This is a genomic window from Fervidobacterium pennivorans DSM 9078, from assembly GCF_000235405.2.
Classification (GTDB): Bacteria; Thermotogota; Thermotogae; order Thermotogales; family Fervidobacteriaceae; genus Fervidobacterium; species Fervidobacterium pennivorans.
Map to the genome: position 1 here is coordinate 1 of NC_017095.1, position 19,755 is coordinate 19,755.

Annotated in this window: 17 protein-coding genes; 12 read left to right on the forward strand and 5 right to left on the reverse strand. The window is 38.7% G+C overall.

All coding sequences use genetic code 11. The features are described from left to right. Positions 1-342: 342 nt before the first annotated feature. The 9 genes from dnaA (at position 343) to FERPE_RS00045 (ending at position 9,974) form a co-directional block, all read left to right on the forward strand. Positions 343-1,677 carry a chromosomal replication initiator protein DnaA gene (gene dnaA, locus FERPE_RS00005; protein ID WP_041262922.1) on the forward strand — a complete coding sequence of 445 codons (1,335 nt, stop codon included), beginning with the start codon at positions 343-345 and terminating at the stop codon, positions 1,675-1,677. 102 nt (positions 1,678-1,779) lie between these two features. Beyond that, on the forward strand, positions 1,780-1,962 hold the full coding sequence (locus tag FERPE_RS00010) for a ferredoxin (protein WP_014450637.1): 183 nt from the start codon (positions 1,780-1,782) through the stop codon (positions 1,960-1,962). 271 nt (positions 1,963-2,233) lie between these two features. Beyond that, positions 2,234-4,111: a hypothetical protein gene (locus FERPE_RS00015; RefSeq protein ID WP_014450638.1), complete on the forward strand. Its 1,878-nt coding sequence runs from the start codon at positions 2,234-2,236 to the stop codon at positions 4,109-4,111. Next, positions 4,108-5,208 (forward strand): BMP family lipoprotein, encoded by a 1,101-nt coding sequence (locus FERPE_RS00020; RefSeq protein ID WP_014450639.1) that lies wholly within the window; start codon positions 4,108-4,110, stop codon positions 5,206-5,208. Before FERPE_RS00015 ends, FERPE_RS00020 begins: the two co-directional genes overlap by 4 nt. Before the next feature lie 244 nt (positions 5,209-5,452). Beyond that, on the forward strand, positions 5,453-6,967 hold the full coding sequence (locus tag FERPE_RS00025; protein ID WP_041262923.1) for an ABC transporter ATP-binding protein: 1,515 nt from the start codon (positions 5,453-5,455) through the stop codon (positions 6,965-6,967). An 11-nt stretch (positions 6,968-6,978) separates the two neighbouring features. Beyond that, positions 6,979-8,013, forward strand: a complete 1,035-nt coding sequence (locus FERPE_RS00030; protein WP_041262925.1) for an ABC transporter permease — start codon at positions 6,979-6,981, stop codon at positions 8,011-8,013. Beyond that, positions 8,010-8,969 carry an ABC transporter permease gene (locus FERPE_RS00035; RefSeq protein WP_014450642.1) on the forward strand — a complete coding sequence of 320 codons (960 nt, stop codon included), beginning with the start codon at positions 8,010-8,012 and terminating at the stop codon, positions 8,967-8,969. The genes FERPE_RS00030 and FERPE_RS00035 overlap by 4 nt, the downstream gene beginning before the upstream one ends. 27 nt (positions 8,970-8,996) lie before the next feature. Further along, positions 8,997-9,395, forward strand: coding sequence for a secondary thiamine-phosphate synthase enzyme YjbQ (locus FERPE_RS00040; RefSeq protein ID WP_014450643.1), 399 nt, complete (start codon positions 8,997-8,999; stop codon positions 9,393-9,395). Positions 9,396-9,698: 303 nt separating this feature from the next. Next, a complete protein-coding gene (locus tag FERPE_RS00045; RefSeq protein WP_014450644.1) occupies positions 9,699-9,974 on the forward strand; it encodes an HU family DNA-binding protein in 276 nt (91 codons plus the stop codon). Between the two features lie 61 nt (positions 9,975-10,035). Here FERPE_RS00045 and FERPE_RS00050 read toward each other — a convergent pair whose 3' ends face one another. From FERPE_RS00050 to FERPE_RS00065, 4 genes are read right to left on the reverse strand one after another with little or no spacing between them, the layout of a single operon-like run. Further along, positions 10,036-11,298 carry an HD domain-containing phosphohydrolase gene (locus tag FERPE_RS00050; RefSeq protein WP_014450645.1) on the reverse strand — a complete coding sequence of 421 codons (1,263 nt, stop codon included), beginning with the start codon at positions 11,296-11,298 and terminating at the stop codon, positions 10,036-10,038. 38 nt (positions 11,299-11,336) lie between these two features. Continuing rightward, positions 11,337-13,505 (reverse strand): FecR family protein, encoded by a 2,169-nt coding sequence (locus tag FERPE_RS00055; RefSeq protein ID WP_014450646.1) that lies wholly within the window; start codon positions 13,503-13,505, stop codon positions 11,337-11,339. Then, the gene (locus FERPE_RS00060) at positions 13,502-14,140 is read right to left on the reverse strand and encodes a DUF3307 domain-containing protein (RefSeq protein ID WP_014450647.1); all 639 of its coding nucleotides are present in this window, start codon (positions 14,138-14,140) and stop codon (positions 13,502-13,504) included. Before FERPE_RS00060 ends, FERPE_RS00055 begins: the two co-directional genes overlap by 4 nt. Continuing rightward, positions 14,137-15,093 carry an HD-GYP domain-containing protein gene (locus FERPE_RS00065; protein WP_014450648.1) on the reverse strand — a complete coding sequence of 319 codons (957 nt, stop codon included), beginning with the start codon at positions 15,091-15,093 and terminating at the stop codon, positions 14,137-14,139. Before FERPE_RS00065 ends, FERPE_RS00060 begins: the two co-directional genes overlap by 4 nt. 125 nt (positions 15,094-15,218) lie before the next feature. On the opposite strand from FERPE_RS00065, the gene FERPE_RS10505 reads away from it, so the two are divergent. After that, positions 15,219-16,169: a DDE-type integrase/transposase/recombinase gene (locus FERPE_RS10505; RefSeq protein ID WP_011993230.1), complete on the forward strand. Its 951-nt coding sequence runs from the start codon at positions 15,219-15,221 to the stop codon at positions 16,167-16,169. Positions 16,170-16,314: 145 nt separating this feature from the next. Next, positions 16,315-18,267: a CHASE2 domain-containing protein gene (locus tag FERPE_RS00075; protein WP_014450649.1), complete on the forward strand. Its 1,953-nt coding sequence runs from the start codon at positions 16,315-16,317 to the stop codon at positions 18,265-18,267. On the opposite strand, the gene FERPE_RS10510 is transcribed toward FERPE_RS00075, so the two are convergent. Continuing rightward, positions 18,257-19,207, reverse strand: coding sequence for a DDE-type integrase/transposase/recombinase (locus FERPE_RS10510; protein WP_011993230.1), 951 nt, complete (start codon positions 19,205-19,207; stop codon positions 18,257-18,259). The two genes, FERPE_RS00075 and FERPE_RS10510, sit on opposite strands and share 11 nt — an antisense overlap. A gap of 125 nt (positions 19,208-19,332) precedes the next feature. Here FERPE_RS10510 and FERPE_RS00085 point away from each other — a divergent pair, with 125 nt between their 5' ends. Next, positions 19,333-19,743 (forward strand): secondary thiamine-phosphate synthase enzyme YjbQ, encoded by a 411-nt coding sequence (locus tag FERPE_RS00085; RefSeq protein ID WP_014450650.1) that lies wholly within the window; start codon positions 19,333-19,335, stop codon positions 19,741-19,743. The last annotated feature ends 12 nt before the right edge of the window (positions 19,744-19,755 follow it).

A 19,755-nucleotide genomic window follows, 5' to 3' on the forward strand; every position in this document is an offset into this window, starting at 1 on the left:
ATCGATGAGGATTAATTATGATTAAAGAATGAGCACCGTTTTGGACAGAATAGTAGCAATTTTCAAAGTGTGCAGTGAGTGATTACTTAATGTTTCTTAATCGATTCTTTACAGTAAACAATTTCGAAACAAAACGTCATATACCATTCCTTGTGAGTAAAATATCATTCATGAGTTAACATAAAGTTTGTCTTGATTTTTAACATAGACTTATGAGATAATACTCAATGCACAGTAATCTTACCCCACCCCCGCCTTGTTGCGTTATAGATACTAGATTCATTTTAGCTTAATTTTCCTTACAATTGCACGTCTCGAGGTGTACTTATGGACAATGTAGAAATTAAGGAAAAGATTTTGTCCGCACTTAAGGAGAAGGTCAGCCGGCAGCAATGGGAACACTGGTTTATAGACTTCTATGTTAAACGTGTAGAAGGTACCCACGTTGTTTTTGAAGTGGGTAACCTTTTTCTTAAAGGTTACATCGAAAAGAAGTTTGATAAGGTTATCAGAAAAGCTATTAGTGAGGTTGTTGGACAAGGGGCAACTTACGAAATTGTTTACGCTCAAGTTGTCAGTCCTGACAACTTTGAAGATGAAATTCCTGACAATGTTGCATTAGTCAGGAAAAAGCCTGTTCTGATAACTCCTCTAAATCCCAAGTACAGGTTCGACAATTTTGTTGTTGACGAGTTCAACCAGTTTGTTTACAACTTACTCCTCGAAGCAGCAAAAAAACCAGGCACTTACAATCCGATATTTATCTACAGTGAAGCTGGAATGGGAAAGACTCATCTTGTTCAAGCTTATGGTAATTATCTACTATCTCAAAACCCCGACCTGAGGTTTGCGTACTTAACTAGTGAAAGTTTTATGAACGAGCTCATCACAAAGCTTAAGTCTGGTAATATGGAGGAATTCCGAGAAAGGTATAGAAAGAAAATCGATGTCCTTGTAATTGACGATATCCAGTTTTTAGCGGGCAAAAAGGGTGTTCAGATAGAACTTTTCCATACTTTCAATGCCCTTTACGAAGCAGGAAAACAAATTATCGTATGCTCTGACAGGTCACCAAAAGAACTTAAAGACTTCCAAGACAGGGTCATTTCAAGGTTCCAGATGGGTGTCGTTGCACAAATTAAAACACCATCCCAAGAAGCGATGTACAAAATAGCAAGAAAAGTTGTTGATGACGAAAAGGCGGATATCGATGATGACGTACTGCGATACGTTGCTACACACATTAAGGGAAGTATAAGAATCCTAAAAGGTGCCGTGATAAAGTTAATTGCTTACAAGAGCATGTATGGAGAGTTAGACATTTCTGTCGTAAAATCCATACTGCGGGACATACTTACTGAAGATGTTAACACAAGCTCAAATGGAGATATTATAGAAATTGTCGCTAAGATGTTTAAAACAACGAAAGACGATATTCTTTCGGGTTCCAGAGACCGAAATACTTCTTTAGCACGACAGGTGTGCATGTACTTTATGGTGAAAAAATACGGTTTATCAACAAGGAAAGTTGGCGAGATATTTAACAAGACACATCCGTCGGTGATAAATTCTGTAAAAGTTGTTGAAGAAAAAATGAGAAATGAAAAGGATTTTGAATTACTATTGAAAACTGTGGAGAACGAACTTCAAAAAAGTGTTGGAAAAGCTTATTCATAATAAGGTACGAGCATATGTAGAGAGTGATAGATTAGAGTCTGTTGAAAAACTAAAAAGGATGTGATATAATCATCAATGACGTCGAAGAGGAGGTGCTAAGGTATGAAGGTTAGAGTAGATGAAGCAACATGCATTGGTTGCGGAGTATGTGAAAACCTTTGTCCAGATGTATTCAAACTTGGTGATGACATGAAGGCAAAGGTTTTGCAACCGGAAACAGACCTTTCTTGCGCAAAAGACGCAGCTGACAGTTGTCCAACAGCTGCAATCACTGTTGAAGAGTAACTCGGGGTTAAATCGCATTTGGAGTTCTTTGCAGGGGGCAAAAGCCCCCTTTTATTTCTAATACGTTAATTTGCCTTAATCGTGGTTAAAAGCTGGTCAGAGTTGGAAAAAAGAAAAGTATAAGAGGAGAAATACAAAAGTTTTTCTTGTTTTTTGTACATTATTGCATTTGCTAAGACTCAGTGTGATATAATATAATCAACAAGCGGTATTCAAATTTCGAAATTAATGATAAATATGAAAAAGCTTGTGAAAAGGAAGGTGTAAGGAAGTGTACATAGCAAAGCATTCGGAGCGATTACAGAAGTTTTTCTATTCATTCATAACTATCACTTTTTTGATTTTGGTTCTCTCCTCAGTAGTTTTCGGTTTGGATGTGACAAAAGCTCAGCAGATTTACAAAAGTTATTTTTCGCCTTCTTCTGATTTTCACCAATTTGTTATTTCACACATCAAGGGTGACCTTCCCTTGTACAGATTTTTGAAGATTTACATGGTAGGTTCAACGGAGAAAACAGAAACCACAAAAAAGACAGGAGATTATTTGGAAGCCCTCAAACCGATGGAAGGTGCTAATTCTGATGAAGAAAGGTTAGCTCGTACCATGTATCTTTCTTACTGGGAAGCTAAACTGAACAACCGTTCGTTCGATGAAGAACTTGTAAAGGGCTCTCCTATTTTTAATTCTTTCTTCAACGATTATCAGATGCGTCTTGTAGATGCCTTTGGCAATTACGCCCAAGACCTTGCTGCCTACCTTTTCGGTGCCGATGTTAACTTGGCTTATATTCCAGAAGAATTGAAAAAGTTAAGAACCAACGTTATCGGAGATTATGAATACACTCCCGTTTACAACGGTGAAGAACTGCAAGCAATAACTTTAATAATGAGAGAACCAGAAGTATTAAAAACCTTGGAAGAGATAATTTTGGAAGCAGCAAATTCAGCAAAAGATTTGGATCCGGAGATGCTAATTTTAAGAACGCGTGGGACCATATTCAGAAGTACATATACACATATTGCAGGCATAAAAGATGAGATAGCTAGAGAGTTTGTCATGATAACTCCAAAAGAATTAAACTTAGCGTGGATTAGATGGTTAGTGTATGTGGTTGTATTCTTTATCTGGTTCTACTTATTTAAAAACATTCATATTCCACTTTTGTTGATAATAGCCTCGGAAACAGTTTATATAGGTGCGTTCATGAATATTCAATCAACATCAGATGGAATGATTTATGGAATACTTATGACTATAGCACTGCTTTTCTCGATGTTCTACTTTTTATTTAAGAAGCAATTCACTCTTTTCTTGGTAAGCCTTGCTACAGTGGTTATAGTATTTCTACCATCGTTTGCAACAAAAGACCTATTGATGCCGGAAACCTTTAGCGCATCTCCATTTTACAACTCGTTGGTGTCTGAAGTTCTTCAAGAACCTTTGAGTGTTGTACAAAGAAGATTGAAAGACTACAACACTACGGTAAACGAATCCATTGAAAAGTTCAACATTCTTCTGAACGACGCAGGTGTTGATACATTCAGTCTTTCAGAAGAATATTTCGCTCCGGAAGGTTTTGAAAAAAGGATAGAGTATGCAAGGAGTTTGTTAAGCAAAATAACGGACAAAGTGTTGATAAAAGAAGCGAACGATTTTATCTACTTTGAAACGAAAAGAACTCAAAAAGTAGAAAAGCTTTTATCAGAATTTGAAAAAGATTTCATAAGATTTGTATCTATTGGTTCTAACGACTTTAGAAAAAAACTCGTTGAATTCGTTGAATCCAATTTCGATGGAGCACACAAAGACAGATTACTGAAAGCTATGTCATCAACTCAAAGAAAACCTTATATCTTATTGCCTACTTATAAGATGTTCTATTCACTTTCGTCAGTCATACTGATATCTCTTGCTTTGTTCTTAATCGTGCTCAAAAGAGATGAAGCATTCATACCCCTTGTGGGTTCATTTGCCGTCTCGGTTCTCACGTTGTTCAAGACGCAAACTGTATTCATCCAAGTCGGCGTTCCTTCTGTTAACGTGTACGTCAGTTGGATAATTCCGTACACTTTGATACTGTCGGTTATTCTGGGTTACTACTGGTTTAAGGAAAACCATATCATCCTTAAAAGGAGGAAGAGAGTATGAAAAAGTTCCTTGTATTTACGCTTCTTGCGGTTCTTTTAACCCTTGGATTTTCATTCAAAGCTATCATGGTGACTGACACGGGTGGACTTGGCGACAAGTCGTTCAACGATGGAACGTGGGCAGGTATCCAAAGAGCTGCACAAGAACTCAAAGTGGAAGCAAAAGTTATCATGTCACAAGAACAGTCAGACTACATTCCTAACCTTACAAAAGCAGCTGAGGAAGTTATGAAGGAAAAAGACGGCGGAATTGTTTTTGCAGTCGGTTTCATGATGACAGACGCTCTTATGAAAGTTGCTCAACAGTACCCGACAGTTTACTTTGCTGGTATAGATATTGCTTTTGATAAGGAACTTCCAAACGTTATTAACTTCTTGTTCAAAGAACAAGAATCTGCATTCTTGGTTGGTTATATTGCAGCCGCTATGACAAGAACAGGTAAAGTCGGATTTATTGGTGGCATTCCAATACCTCCGGTTGAAAGGTTCAGGTACGGTTATGAAGCAGGTATAAAGGCTTACCAGGATCTCAAAGGGAAGAAGATTACAGTTTTGAGAGGATACACAAATGAATTCAGTGACCCAAAGAAGGGTAAAGACCTTGCAAATTCACAGTTCTCACAAGGTGCGGATATTATCTTTGCAGCAGCTGGTGCTTGTGGTAACGGAGTTATTGAAGCGGCAAAGGAAAGATCAGAGAAACTTGCAGGTAAAGGATACGAAAACATTAAGAAATACGCACTTTCTGGAAAACCACTCTACTACGCAATAGGTGTCGACGTTGACCAAGACTACATGGCACCTGGAGTAGTTCTTACAAGTGCGATGAAAGGTATCGATGTGGCAGGGTACTACGGAGTCAAGTGGGCATACACTGGTCAATTCAAGGGCGGAACTAAAATTCTTGGCCTTAAAGAAAATGGTGTAAGAATTTCAGAACTGAAATACACAAAAGAAATCATCGACAAACTTGCTCCAGGCGTTCTTAAAGAACTTGATTATCTCAAACAACTTGTCATCGAGGGTAAAATTGTTATTCCAGATTCGGAAGATGCACTCAAGGCATTTACAGTTAAGGGTGTAAAACTTCCAAAGTAATCCACATAGAGAAATACAATAATCTTTTCTCTTCTCGTTTTTTCAAGTCGGGGGCAACATGCCCCCGTTTTGATAGACTATACGGATAGTGAGATCCGTTGGTCTATCAAAACGAGAAAGTGTTCAATTGTTTAAATATTAATCATTACTAACCGGAGGTGGACTCATAGTGGATGATTTAAGAAAAGATTCAAGACATTCTGAACTTGAAGGTCACGATAACCGTTCTGAGTACGCTGTTGAGATGATAGAGATTACCAAGAGGTTTCCTGGCGTTCTTGCAAATGACAGAGTAACGTTAAGGATTAAAAAAGGTGAAATCCACGCGATAGTTGGAGAAAACGGTGCTGGGAAAAGTACGTTGATGAACCAACTCTACGGTCTCTATCATCCAGATAGTGGCGAAATACGTATCTTCGGGCAAAAAAAGGTTTTTACAGGTCCGAGGGATGCGATAAAAGCCGGTATTGGAATGGTCCATCAGCATTTCATGCTTGTGAATACATTGACCGTAGCTGAGAACGTAGTACTCGGTAACGAACCTGTGAAAGGTGTTAATTTTGACCTAAGAAGGGCAAGGCAAGAGGTTAAGGAATTATCCGAAAAATATGGTTTATACGTTGATGTCGATGCGAAAATCGAGGATATACCGGTCGGAATGCAACAACGTGTTGAGATAATAAAAACACTTTACAGGGGTGCTAACATAATTATATTGGATGAGCCGACTGCGGTTTTGACTCCTCAAGAGGTTGAAGAACTGTTCGAAATTATGAGAAATCTCCAAAAAAGTGGGAAGACAATACTATTTATTTCTCACAAACTCAACGAAGTCATGGAGATTAGTGATAGGATAACAGTTATGCGTGGTGGAAGGGTAATTGCTGAGCTTATCACGAAAGAAACGAACGAACGCGAAATAGCACGTGCAATGGTCGGTAGGGATGTTGTTTTGAAACTTGACAAAGCGCCGCATACACCAAAGGAAGTGGTATTTGAAGTCAAAGACCTTTGGGTGAAAGATAATAGGCATCTTGATGCCGTAAAAGGAGTTTCTTTCCAGGTGAGAAAGGGAGAGATAGTGGGTATTGCTGGTGTTGCAGGAAACGGGCAAACGGAATTAGTTGAGGCAATCACCGGTTTGAGAAAAGCAGAAAAAGGGCAGGTACTATTTGAAGGAATAGATGTGACAAATAAACATCCTAGGGTATTGCGAGAGATGGGGATGACGCATATAGCGGAGGACAGATTGAAGCATGCTTTAATAAAACAATTTCCTGCCTATTACAATGTAATCCTCGGTAGACATTACAAACGTCCGTTTGCGAATGGTGCATTCCTGAATCACCAAGAGATAAAGAGATACACAGCGGAATTGATGGAAGAGTTCGACGTAAGACCGAGGATAATAGAACACTTAGGCGGTAATTTCTCTGGTGGTAACCAACAGAAGCTAGTTGTTGGAAGGGAAATAAAAGCTGGTCCAAAATTTATGGTTGTCGCCCAACCAACAAGGGGTTTGGACGTTGGTGCAATTGAATTTATCCATAGGCAAATTCTGAGGATGAGAGAGCAAGACGTGGGTATACTTTTGATATCGATGGAATTAGAAGAGATATTCTCACTGAGCGATAGGATATTGGTTATGTACGAAGGGCAGATAATGGGAGAAGTGAGACCAGAAGAAACGACAGTTGAGGAAGTTGGGTTGATGATGGCAGGTAAAAGACTAGAAGAAATTCGAGGTGGTAAGAGATGAAGAAGCCGGAAATGAAGAAGTTGTTAGAAAGTATTGCGGTTCCTGTTCTTGCTGTATTGATTGCCTTGTTGATTTCTGGATTTATCATTCTTGCTATTGGTAAGAACCCGATAAAGGCTTACGGTGTTCTATTACACGGTGCTTTTGGTAGTAAGCAAGCGATAATTGATACTCTTATAAAGACAACCCCTCTGATTTTAACAGGTCTGGCTGTTGGGTTTGGATTTAGAGCAGGTGTGTTCAATATAGGTGCCGAAGGTCAAATGGCAATGGGCGCTTTGATGGCTGCCACATTTGCTAGTAATTTTGGAGGATTACCACCTGCTGTAGCAATTCCACTTACAATGTTAATTGGTATGGGTGCAGGTGCTGGATGGGCTGCTATAGCTGGATTTTTGAAAGCAAAGACCGGAGCCCACGAGGTTGTTACAACAATAATGTTGAACTGGATAACAACTTACGTAGCTTCATTCATGGTAACAGGACCTCTCGCAACGGGCTCAGGAACACCGAAGAGTCCTGAAATTGCACAGTCAGCACAACTCCCCATTTTAATGAGAGTTGGTGCAATGGAATTGAGCGCTGGAATACTTATCTCTATAGCGGCTGCCGTATTTATGTATGTTTTTCTCAACAAGACAACAACGGGATATGAAATAAAGGCGGTGGGTTTCAATCCGTATGCTGCGGAATACGGTGGAATAAGTGTGGCGAAAAACGTGGTGCTTGCAATGGCAATCAGCGGTGCACTTGCGGGGCTTGCAGGTGTTACCGAGCTTATGGGTGTTCATCATAGGTTCTTGGGAGAGCTGTCTGGCGGTAAAGGTTTCGATGGTATTAGTATTGCACTCATAGGACAAAATAATCCGATAGGTATCATCTTCGCAGCACTCTTGATAGGTGCACTGAGAACTGGCAGTAATGAGATGCAGTTCATGGGTGTTTCAAAATATATTGTCATCATCGTTCAAGGTATTGTTATCTTCTTAGTAGCGGCGGACAGAATCGTTAAGGCAATATACGCGAGAAAGAAGGTGAAAGCATGAGAGTTTTAACAGCTATACTTTCGATATTTGTGAACCCACAATTTTACAAAATAGCTCTCACGGCGGCAACACCTTTGATTTTTGCATCCCTTGGTGGGGTGTTCAGTGAAATTACAGGCGTAGTCAACATCGCACTCGAAGGCATTATACTTATGGGTGCGTTTACGTCTGTTGTATTCACTTATTTGACAGGAAACGTGTGGTTTGGAGTCTTGATGGCGATTGTTAGCGGTATATTGCTTGCATTATTGCATGCATGGGGCAGTATAAAATGGGCAGGAAACCAGGTAGTTTTGGGAACGGCTATAATATTACTTTCTCAAGGCTTAACGGGTTTTCTAATGGAACCCATCTTTGGTCAGCCAGGTCAGACAGATTTTGTTGGAAAGGTGGACGAAATTACCATTCCCGGACTTGTAGATATTCCATTTTTAGGACAAGTGATTGGTGAAATCAGCCCGTTTGTCTATATAGCATTTGGTTGTGTTGCTTTCGGTTGGTGGCTGATTTACAAAACTAAACTTGGTTTGAGGATGCGTTCGGTTGGTGAAAATCCCGAAGCTGCGGATACACTTGGAGTTAATGTTTATGCGATAAGATACTTTGGAGTTATAATGAGCGGAGTCTTTGCTTCACTTGCGGGTGCTTACCTAAGCGTTGGCGAAATTGGTCAATTCAAGGAGCTTATGTCTGGCGGAAGAGGTTTTATAGGTTTGGCTGCTATGATTATCGGAAAATGGAATCCTGTTGGAGCGATGCTTGCCAGCTTATTCTTTGGCTTGTTTGGTGCGTTCTCAAACCAGCTCCAAAGTTTGCAAGAGATAACTGTCGCAGCTAATGTTAAGTCACTTTTCGATACTATTCCGTTTGTTTTGACAATAATTGTTGTTGCTGGATTTGTTGGTAAATCAAGACCACCTGCTGCAGATGGTGTGCCATACGAAAAAAGCGAGTAAATTTTCAAACAATTTGGTGGTGAGAAAGTGCTTCGCAAGTTTTCTGTGAGAACTTCAAAAAGGGTTGAATTTGTTGATATAACTGCCAAAGTTAAAACATTAGTAATGGAAAGCGGTGTAAAGGAAGGTGTTGTAGTTGTTTATGTACCTCATACAACTTGTGGGATAACTATAAACGAGCATGCGGATCCATCTGTTGTCGAAGATATCATCAACCAGCTATCCAACTTAGTTCCCACAAACGGAGGATACCATCATTTGGAAGGAAATTCGGATGCCCATATTAAGGCTTCAATCGTGGGTAGTAGTGTGACGGTAATTGTGAACAATGGAAACCTTTTGTTAGGGACATGGCAAGGTATTTTCCTGTGTGAATTTGATGGTCCGAGAACACGTGAGGTTGTTGTCAAAGTTGTTGAAGGATGAGAAGTATGTTTGACAACTTTTTTGTGGAATGAATAAAGTGTTGACAAAACCGCAAGAAGTTGTGATAAAATAAAAGCGAGCAAAACATAGTTGTATCAGCCTCATTTTAAGGGGTCTTTAAGATTCTGATAAAAGCCGATTTTATGCAAAAGATAAAATTCAGTGTCAAAATACTTGATTTCTTCGCATATTTTGTGGTATAATCTGCATAGAATTAGTATTCATCATGGTCTTGACTTTAACTCATCGAAAGTGCTATTATATATTTGATTTTCCACACCATCATGAGAAGGAGGGGGATTTATGAACAAAAAAGAACTTGTCAACGCGGTAGCTGAAAAAACACAACTCAAGAAAAAAGACGTAAAACTCGTTATTGACACACTCTTTGAAACGATAGCAGCAGCTCTCGAAAAAGGCGAAAAAGTTCAGCTTGTCGACTTTGGTACATTTGAAGTTAAGAAGATGGAAGGCAGAACAGGCGTCAACCCAAGAACAAAAGCGAAGATTAAGATTCCTGCAAGAAAAGTTCCAAAATTCAGACCTGGAAAAGTTCTCAAGACAAGAGTCAACAAATAATTGTAAAAGCACAATCAAAAGTCGGGGCTTTGCCCCGACTTTTTTGTTTTTGACCTATCTTTTAATTCTCGCTGAGTTCTTTAACACTCTCAAGTAATTTTTCAAAAACTTCTTTTGAAAATTTTCCTTTTTCCACGTCGGCTTCAATTATTTTCAGAACTTCTCCGAAGTCCCATGCTTCTTTATACGTTCTTTTGGATGAGAGTGCATCGAATACATCTGCGATACCAATAATCTTTCCGAATAAGGATATCTCTTCGCCTTTTTTCCCATAAGGGTATCCACTTCCATCGAGCCTTTCATGATGTTCTAAAGCGCCTTTGAGTATGTCTTCGTCAACGTATTTGACTTGAGATAATATTTCTGCACCATAAACCGTGTGGTTTTTTATTATTTTGTACTCCTCATCAGTAAGTTTCCCTGGTTTCAGTAATATGCTATCAGGGATACCTATCTTCCCAACATCGTGTAATATAGCTGAGAACTCAAGCTTTTCTAATTCTTGTTGGCTAAGTCCCATTCTTTTACCAATTTCCACAGATATCCTCGCTACGTTTTTCGAGTGTTGGTGTGTGTAATTATCACGCTTATCTATCGCGGTTGCTATTGCTAAGAGGATCTTCTTAAATGATTCAGAAAACTTTTCATATCTCCATGCGCTAAGAAGTTTTCGTCCAATCAATTTGGCGAAAAGCTCTACCGTTTCAGCATCTTCCTCGGAAAAACCACCATCTTTGTTTAGCACCTCTATAACACCTATCTTTTCATCCTCTACCCAGATGGGTGAACCAACTATGTTTTTTGTTTTAAATTTTGCTACTTTATCGACGCCCTTAAAATGAACGGGATTTGTTTCCAAGTCGTTAAAAACAAGAGCTTTTCCTTCTAGAAAAATCTTCCCTGCGATCGATTCCATAGGAACAGGTATACTTTCAATCTTACCACTCGCTTTCCCAACGGTCACAAGAAACCGCAGATGGTCAGCCTCGTACATAAGAATAGAAGCGGCTTCAGCGTTGATTATGGTGCATATTTCCTGCTGGATATCTTTTAAAAGCTCGTTCAACCTCAGGTTGCTGTTTAGCTTAGCTGCGATGTACACAACTTGGTCACGCAAGCTCGCAGGGTTAATCTTTACACCATGTTCAATCATCTCTGCAAGCCTTTTTAAAAAGTTTTGAGAGTAGTTGCCGAGCACATAGAATTCTATATCTTCGACAACCACTTTGTTTTTAGATACCCTTCCTACTAAACGTCCGTTGTACTTATACCCACAAAGCCAAGTTGGAGCTTCTACAAGTTTCTCTTTATTAAGATTAGACAACGTTTGGCGCCTCCTTTTTGACGCTTAAAAACGATACCTTACCAGCTAATCTCACTACCGATATAGACACTCTGCACCCATTTTGTACCATCCCAATTGTACACAATACCTGCAACAAGGTTACGCTCCATAATTGGGTATGTAATTCTCAAGAACGATATAGTATCGCTGTCGAAGAACTCGCCGTTTGAAAATGGTGTTTGGTCGAAATAATATCCGTAGATAAATAGACCTGCCACAGCCCCTATCTGCGGTATTGTTATTCTAAACTCACCAAGTGCGTCCATGTCTCCACTGAAGTTACCATAAATGTAAAATCTACCGGTAGCGATATCATGGTAGAAATTCAAACCTGCCAGGAAACCAAACGAGGTTTGAACATTATCCAGTGTTGGCAGTTCGTTTTTGGACTTTTGAATGGTGTAAATCCTGCCAAAGTGGAAGGGTCTAAAACCGTTCCAAGTTCCGTAACCACCGACGATGATATCTGCTATTCCTATCTTTCCACTCAAACCACCGAACGCACCAATACCGAACTTAGACATATCGGCTAACCATTGCGAACCAAATTCCAGACCAAAGTAGAAGTTGTTTAGTAGTGGGTATCTCAAAAATGCTGACAGTGAAAGATTTATTGGTGTATCATCAACTGTAGGTTTCGTATTTTCGTTGGTAACGTCAGTATCGTACAATGCGGCAATTCCCAAATCCATACCAAGAACTGCAGATTTCACCTCCATTTCACCTGCAAACACTGAGTCTGACTGAACAATTTCCGGCATCCAAAGTTTTGTAAGTTCGTAGGGAATATGCAAAAAGAGGGCAAAACTACCAAAGGCTATCTTGATATCAAAAGACTTAGCGTATGGTTTGAAATAATCCCTTACGGAAAAGCCCATACCTAATGAAATCGGAGGCATATTTCCATATCTCAAATAGAAATTTCCAAGATTCAAGGCAACGTGATTGATTGTTATCATGTTTATTATATCTGTGCTTGGATTTTCAGAGGGTATACCATAGTACAAAGTTCCACCAACTTCGGTAGCGTAAGCGGTTAGTCCTATACCCAATGTGATGGGACCTATCGTAAATTCTGGAGAAATGCTGTAGACAATATATTTTTGGTTGTTTTTGATAGCTGTTTCAACACCGAGAGGTGGTATGTATGCCTTTGGTTGTGGTTCGGGTTGAGACTGAGGTTGTTGAATCTCTCCTGTTCTTGATGGCTTTTCTTCTTCCGGTTCTTCTGGAGTTTCTTCGAACAACTTTTCGATTTCTGGCATAATCTCTTTGAGAGGTTCTAAGGTAGTTGAGTCAAAGAGCTGAGAAATATCTTGGACAAGTTCAGTTCCAAGCTGGTAGATGAGTGTTTGACCTGCTGTTATCGGAAGCACAAAGTCATTTCCAAAGAAAGCAAATACCTCTCCACTCCAAACCTTTATAACCGGCTTGTCGTTGATAATTTCTACGCCAAATTCCGTTCCTCTCACACCAGCCGTGACACTACCTGCCTTAACTTCGAACGAAGAACCTGCCATCATTTTTTGAACAATGTTGTATGTTCCACCCTTTTGGATAACTATCGATACGAGAATCTTCCCTTCTTTTGATACTCTGAGTTTTTCAAAAAGAACCTGTGTGTTCTCAGTTATCTTTGTCATAGAACCGTCTGGAAATTTTACAACAACGTAAGATTTTTCCAATGTAAGAATCTCATCACCTTCTTGAATTACCATGTTTTTTGTTATTGATTCCCAAGTTGTTTTGTTAGATTTCTTTATCGCAACGCTTCCTCTGAACGAGTCAATCTGAGCTTTCAACTGTTCTGAGAATTCACTCTCATCTTTTTCCGTTACTTTTATGGAAACTTCTTGAGTGAATATGCTCTTGTCTGTTGTCTCAGCTGTAAACGTTATTTTTATTTCACCTGCTCTCTTTGGAGCCAAATAGTTTAAGACTACTTTCCCGTTACCGGTCAGTCCTTTTGTTAATACTTCTGGCTTGTCGAATCCTCCAAGGTTCAATTTGGCTTTTAAAGTGTATTGAGCAGGTTTTCCGTCTTTGCCGGTCACTTCTACTGTAATCGGCAACTTTCCTCCGATGACAACAGTATCGCTTTGCAAATTGACTTTTAGTTCCGCGAATACCGAAATAGCAAAGAGTGTAAAAACTGCAAGAATAAGCATCCTGAAGATTTTCCTCATAACATCACCCCCATAAGTATCATCGTGGAAACTGTTGTTATGATGTAGCTCAGCATGTTGAATTTGGAGCCCCTTTTCTTGAACTTGAACACGGGAATCAAACAAAATAGTGCATAGATTATTAAAAACAATGGGTTAAGCAGATAAACGATAGGTGCTATCATTCGTAGTGCATATCCGATGTAGTCTCGTTGGTACTTACCATTGGATGTTATAAGGTGTACAAGTATACTTACAAAATACCCATTGAATATCATCACCGATAAGAGAACCACTAAAGTTCTTGGAAGAACAGGTTCCAAATGAGTTAACTGCGAGCTTATGAAAAGTAAAGATAACACATGTAACGATTGGTCAAAGAGATAATAATACCAAGTATTGCAAAATTTCTTTTTGCATAAGAATTTAAGTAAATCAATCAAAAAATGAATACCAGAAAGAAGACCAATCATGGTTAAACTCTTAATACTGAAATTTTTACCCACGATGAATAGAACTTGAGAAAAAAATACTAAAACTGTGTGAAGTCCAAGAACTTTTAAGTCTTTCGACTTGTTAGTTGCTATATAACTTACTTGAAGAACGTAATCTCCAAAAAGGTGTCCCAGGAAAAGGTAAGGGAAGATAAGGTTCATTGTAATTCACCTCTGGAATCTATTACAGCTAAGTAACTATCTGGATATTTGCCTTGTAGTTTTGAGACATTCCACTTCAAAATTACAACATGTTCGGCAAAACCTATTGCTAAGGCTATTTTTGGAATTTCATACCCTTTCAATCCCTTTATACCAGAACCATCTATAAACTCGTGATGATACAAACAAGAATCCAGAATAAAATGTGGAACATCCATTTCTTCGAGAATCTCATATCCTAAATCAACGTGTTTCAGAAATTCCCTGTAATCTTCATTTGTGAAATCTCCGGTGAAAATCCTTACAAATAGTTCATCCCTTAAACCCACAAATCCAACATTGGCTATTCTTAGAGCAAAGTGCACCTCTTCGTGATTTAATTGTTCTATTTGTGCAATTCTCGATGCGATAGCTTCCATTCTATCTATGTCACTCTCATTTAATCGGACGCGTTTGTTCAGAGCAACGAACAATGTGTCAAGTGAACTTTTTAACAGTTGTTCTAGACGGTAGTTTATTATTATACTTTCAACAATGGAAACGAAAGAATCGTAAAATGCGAGCAAACCTAAGACTTCGTCGAACGTTAGAAAGCCGTGCAAAGTTATCGTCCCTAAATTACCGGAATTTTTGCTCACTATTGGTAATGAGGCATGATTATTTTGAATATCCATTTGCAAGCTTGCTTCTGAATAAATAATTTTAACGTCTTTGTGTAGTTTCGATTTGAAGAAATCCTCAACTTTCTTTTTTACACTATTTAAATCTTCCGCCTTTAACAGTTCGTGCACCATATCAAATAGTTTCTCATTTATTGGCAAACTATAATTCATCGCCAATTCATAAATCTCATCTTGAGTTGGTAAGTTGCCTGATATTTGAAATGTACCGTTGTTTTTCAGAACGAACTTAGTGTTGCTGAGTTCAATAATCAAATCATTGGAGCTTTTCAATATAATTCCCCCCATCTTCTTTGTGATAATGTTAACTAAAAGTATTGAAACTTTCCAAAAACCGCATTATCCTTATAAAGAGGGGACACCCCCCAACCAACTCTCGACAAAGGAGGTATCCCGATATGAACAACTCAACGCTCTCTTGTCCAAAATGCGGTTCCACCAGCTTATACAAAAACGGTCATGACAAATACGGTAACCAACAATTCCTTTGCAAACTCTGCCATCATTCTTTCAAACTCTCCCATTCTCAAAAACGCAAAAACTTCCCTTTCCCTTATCCCAAATGCACTTCTTGTGGTAAATCTATGCAAATTTACAAAGTCCGTCGCTCTTTCGTTGTCTTCCGTTGTAGAGCTTGTCGTACCAAAGATAGAGTACCTTTTAACCTCCCCGAACCAGTCACCCTTATTCCTGAGAAATTTAAATACTTCCGCTTCCCTATCTTTTTCGTCTTAAAGGCTTTCGTTTTGTATATGAAACACAATATGTCTTATCGCTCTCTTGCTCATTCTCTTAATATCAAAGTATCTCATGTCACCATATACAAATGGGTTATTAAATTGTGTACTTTATTCTCTGTACTTTTTCCAACATTTACCATCGAAAATGTTTTCTCAGTTCATGCTGATGAAACTGTTCTTGTGTTCAAAGAACAAAAGTACTATGTTTGGCTATTAGTTGATCACGAAACTAACTTAATTCTTTGTTGGCATGTCTCAAAGTATCGTGATATGGGACAAGTCAAAGTATTGCTCGAGAAGTTCTTTGGTAATTCAAAACCTAGAAACATTGAACTTATTACTGATGGACTTGGTGCATATGAAAGTGCAGTAAAGCTGTTGTTCAGAAATATCAATCACGTAGTGGTACCGCTCGGTAAAAACAATCAATGTGAATCTAAGTTTTCATTGTTGAAAGACTTTTTCCGACTCAAGCGAGGGCTGAAGAATACGAAGAACTTAGCGAAATATATTCAAGGATTTTGTGTAGTGAAGAATCTTTGGAAAACGCACAATGGCAATATCAATCGCATTCTTTCACAATTACACTCTTTCATCACTACAAGTTAACACTATCATGATTTTTTAAATTACTCAACGTTTTTGACGATCTCGTAGTCTAATTATTAGGGCCTTCTGCTAAAAATTATACTAGATAAATTCTCTTTTTGAAACAACCAACTGACAATTTGAAGCAAAAACAAAGGAGTGACGCATGAAAAAACTACATATCCTGAACATATTACTAACGCTCTTTATGTTATGGGCAATTATGTTTAGGTTTGAAATGACAGAAGTTTTAGACCTCAAAATCTCTGATTTGTTTTACAAAATGCGTGGTGAGGTTGTCATCTCCCCTCAAGTTATCGTCGTTGGAATTGACGAGTACTCATTAAGTACTCTGGAAATCGAGGGTGATACTTGGCCCTGGAACCGTGATGTTTACGGAAATTTACTACAAAAAGTCTTCGAAGATGGTGCGAAAGTTGTAGCTTTTGATGTCTCGTTTACCGAACCAATGGACGAAGAAACAGATGCTTACTTTGCCAGCATGCTTCTTATGTACGGAAACGTTGTTCTGGGAACTTATCTGATAAATGACAAAAAGACATACGAACTATTTAATCAAAAGCTTAGGGAAAAGATAGAACAAAATCGTACTTATCTTGACTACACATACAAAATGAAAAACTTTCGAGAACTTTCGTTGATGAAACCTTTTAAGGTTTACAAAATACGGCCTGTTTACGAACCATTCGCAGTAGCAGCTTACAGTGCAACTTATGAAATAGGTGCCTTAGACCCAGACGGAACCGTCAGGAGAATGCCATTACTTATCATCGAAGAATGGGCAAACGAAAATGGAATCTCTTCCGGTATTTTACCGCACATGAACGTTATAGCTTGCGCTCTTTACCTTGGGGCAAAACCCGAAGAGATGTTACTCGATTTTTCAAAACGCTTTGTGGAATTGAATGGTAAAGAAGTTCCGTTTGACAATTCAGGATACATGCATCTGTGGTATTATGGTAAATCATCCAACGTGTTCAAAGAAGTTCCGTTTTACGATGTGATATCAGGAAATTTTGAAAAAGGAATTTTTAAAGACAAGGTTGTACTTGTTGGATACACAGCAACTGCAAAGGGCCTTTATGATTTAAGGATAACCCCTTTTTCGAATGAAGAAGCAGGGGTTTTTATCCATGCAACAGCGATAGAAAACATGCTGAGAGGTGATTTCTTAAAACTTTTGTCCCCTTTTTATAACAGTCTATTGGTAGTATTTTTAATGACGCTGCTTGGAATCCTGTCGAATTTTAAGAACAGGTATGTTAACGTAATAATTCCTACCATACCGGCTTTGTTTGTAGTAATATCATCCATCCTTTTTTTAAAGCATGTCTACGTATCGACCTTCTACCCAGTATTTGGATACATTGTTGTTGGTTCTGTCAAGCTGGTAGGTGATTTCCTATCTGAGAGTGCTGAAAAAAGAAGGATGAAGGAATTTCTTTACAGGTATGTTCCAGATAGAGTTGCACAAGAATTGGTGAGTAAAGGTGAACTGAAACTCGGCGGGGAAACTAGAAACGTTGTGGTTTTGTTCTCAGACATAAAGGGATTTACTAGTATTTCCGAAAAAATGAAACCGGAAGAAGTGGTTGCGTTTTTGAATGTTTACTTTACAAGAATGAGCGAGATTATCCGTTACAAGTACGATGGAACAATCGATAAATTCATAGGTGATGCAATAATGGCTATATTTGGAGCACCGGTTTCTTACGAGGATGATATCGAACGTGCACTCTCTTGTGCTTTGGATATGAGAGTTGCTTTGAAGGAACTTAACATAGAGTACGGATTCAACCTTGATAGTGGGATTGGTATACACTATGGACCAGCAATCGTGGGAAATATTGGTGCACCCTTTAGAATGGATTATACGTGTATCGGAGACACAGTAAATACCGCATCAAGAATTGAGCATCTCACACGAGAGGTTGATGCGGAAATTATAGTCTCAGAAGCAGTTGTAACTCGCACTGACAAGTTTTTATTTGAATACCTCGGTGAATTTGCCGTGAAGGGAAAAAGCGAAAAGCTGAAGCTGTACAAACTTGTCGGTAAAAAACTTGAAGAAGACAAAGAAGATAGTGTTAACTTGTAGTGATGAAAGAGTGTAATTGTGAAAGAATGCGATTGATATTGCCATTGTGCGTTTTCCAAAGATTCTTCACTACACAAAATCCTTGAATATATTTCGCTAAGTTCTTCGTATTCTTCAGCCCTCGCTTGAGTCGGAAAAAGTCTTTCAACAATGAAAACTTAGATTCACATTGATTGTTTTTACCGAGCGGTACCACTACGTGATTGATATTTCTGAACAACAGCTTTACTGCACTTTCATATGCACCAAGTCCATCAGTAATAAGTTCAATGTTTCTAGGTTTTGAATTACCAAAGAACTTCTCGAGCAATACTTTGACTTGTCCCATATCACGATACTTTGAGACATGCCAACAAAGAATTAAGTTAGTTTCGTGATCAACTAATAGCCAAACATAGTACTTTTGTTCTTTGAACACAAGAACAGTTTCATCAGCATGAACTGAGAAAACATTTTCGATGGTAAATGTTGGAAAAAGTACAGAGAATAAAGTACACAATTTAATAACCCATTTGTATATGGTGACATGAGATACTTTGATATTAAGAGAATGAGCAAGAGAGCGATAAGACATATTGTGTTTCATATACAAAACAAAAGCCTTTAAGACGAAAAAGATAGGGAAGCGGAAATATTTAAATTTCTCAGGAATAAGGGTGACTGGTTCGGGGAGGTTAAAAGGTACTCTATCTTTGGTACGACAAGCTCTACAACGGAAGACAACGAAAGAGCGACGGACTTTGTAAATTTGCATAGATTTACCACAAGAAGTGCATTTGGGATAAGGGAAAGGGAAGTTTTTGCGTTTTTGAGAATGGGAGAGTTTGAAAGAATGATGGCAGAGTTTGCAAAGGAATTGTTGGTTACCGTATTTGTCATGACCGTTTTTGTATAAGCTGGTGGAACCGCATTTTGGACAAGAGAGCGTTGAGTTGTTCATATCGGGATACCTCCTTTGTCGAGAGTTGGTTGGGGGGTGTCCCCTCTTTATAAGGATAATGCGGTTTTTGGAAAGTTTCAATACTTTTAGTTAACATTATCAAAATCATAAAGGGAGGGCTTTATATGAAGAGCTACACTGAATATCTTTGGTTCAACACGAGTAAGAAGAGAGAACTTGTCCACATAACCGACAAAATCCAGGAAATTGTTGAAAAAAGTGGTATCAAAGAGGGCTTTTGCTTGGTTTCTGCAATGCATATCACCGCTGGAATAATTGTGAACGACAACGAGTCAGGTTTGCACCAAGACATCTGGGAATGGCTCGAAAAACTTGCACCAGCGGGTAATTACAAACATCACTGGACTGGCGAGACAAACGGAGATGCTCATCTGAAGAGAATACTAACACACCATCAAGTCGTCCTGCCAGTGACAAACGGAAAGCTAGACTTAGGTCCTTGGGAAGAGATATTCTATGCGGAATACGATGGTCAGAGGAGAAAAAGGGTCGTAGTCAAGGTGATTGGTGAATGATAACTGCGATGG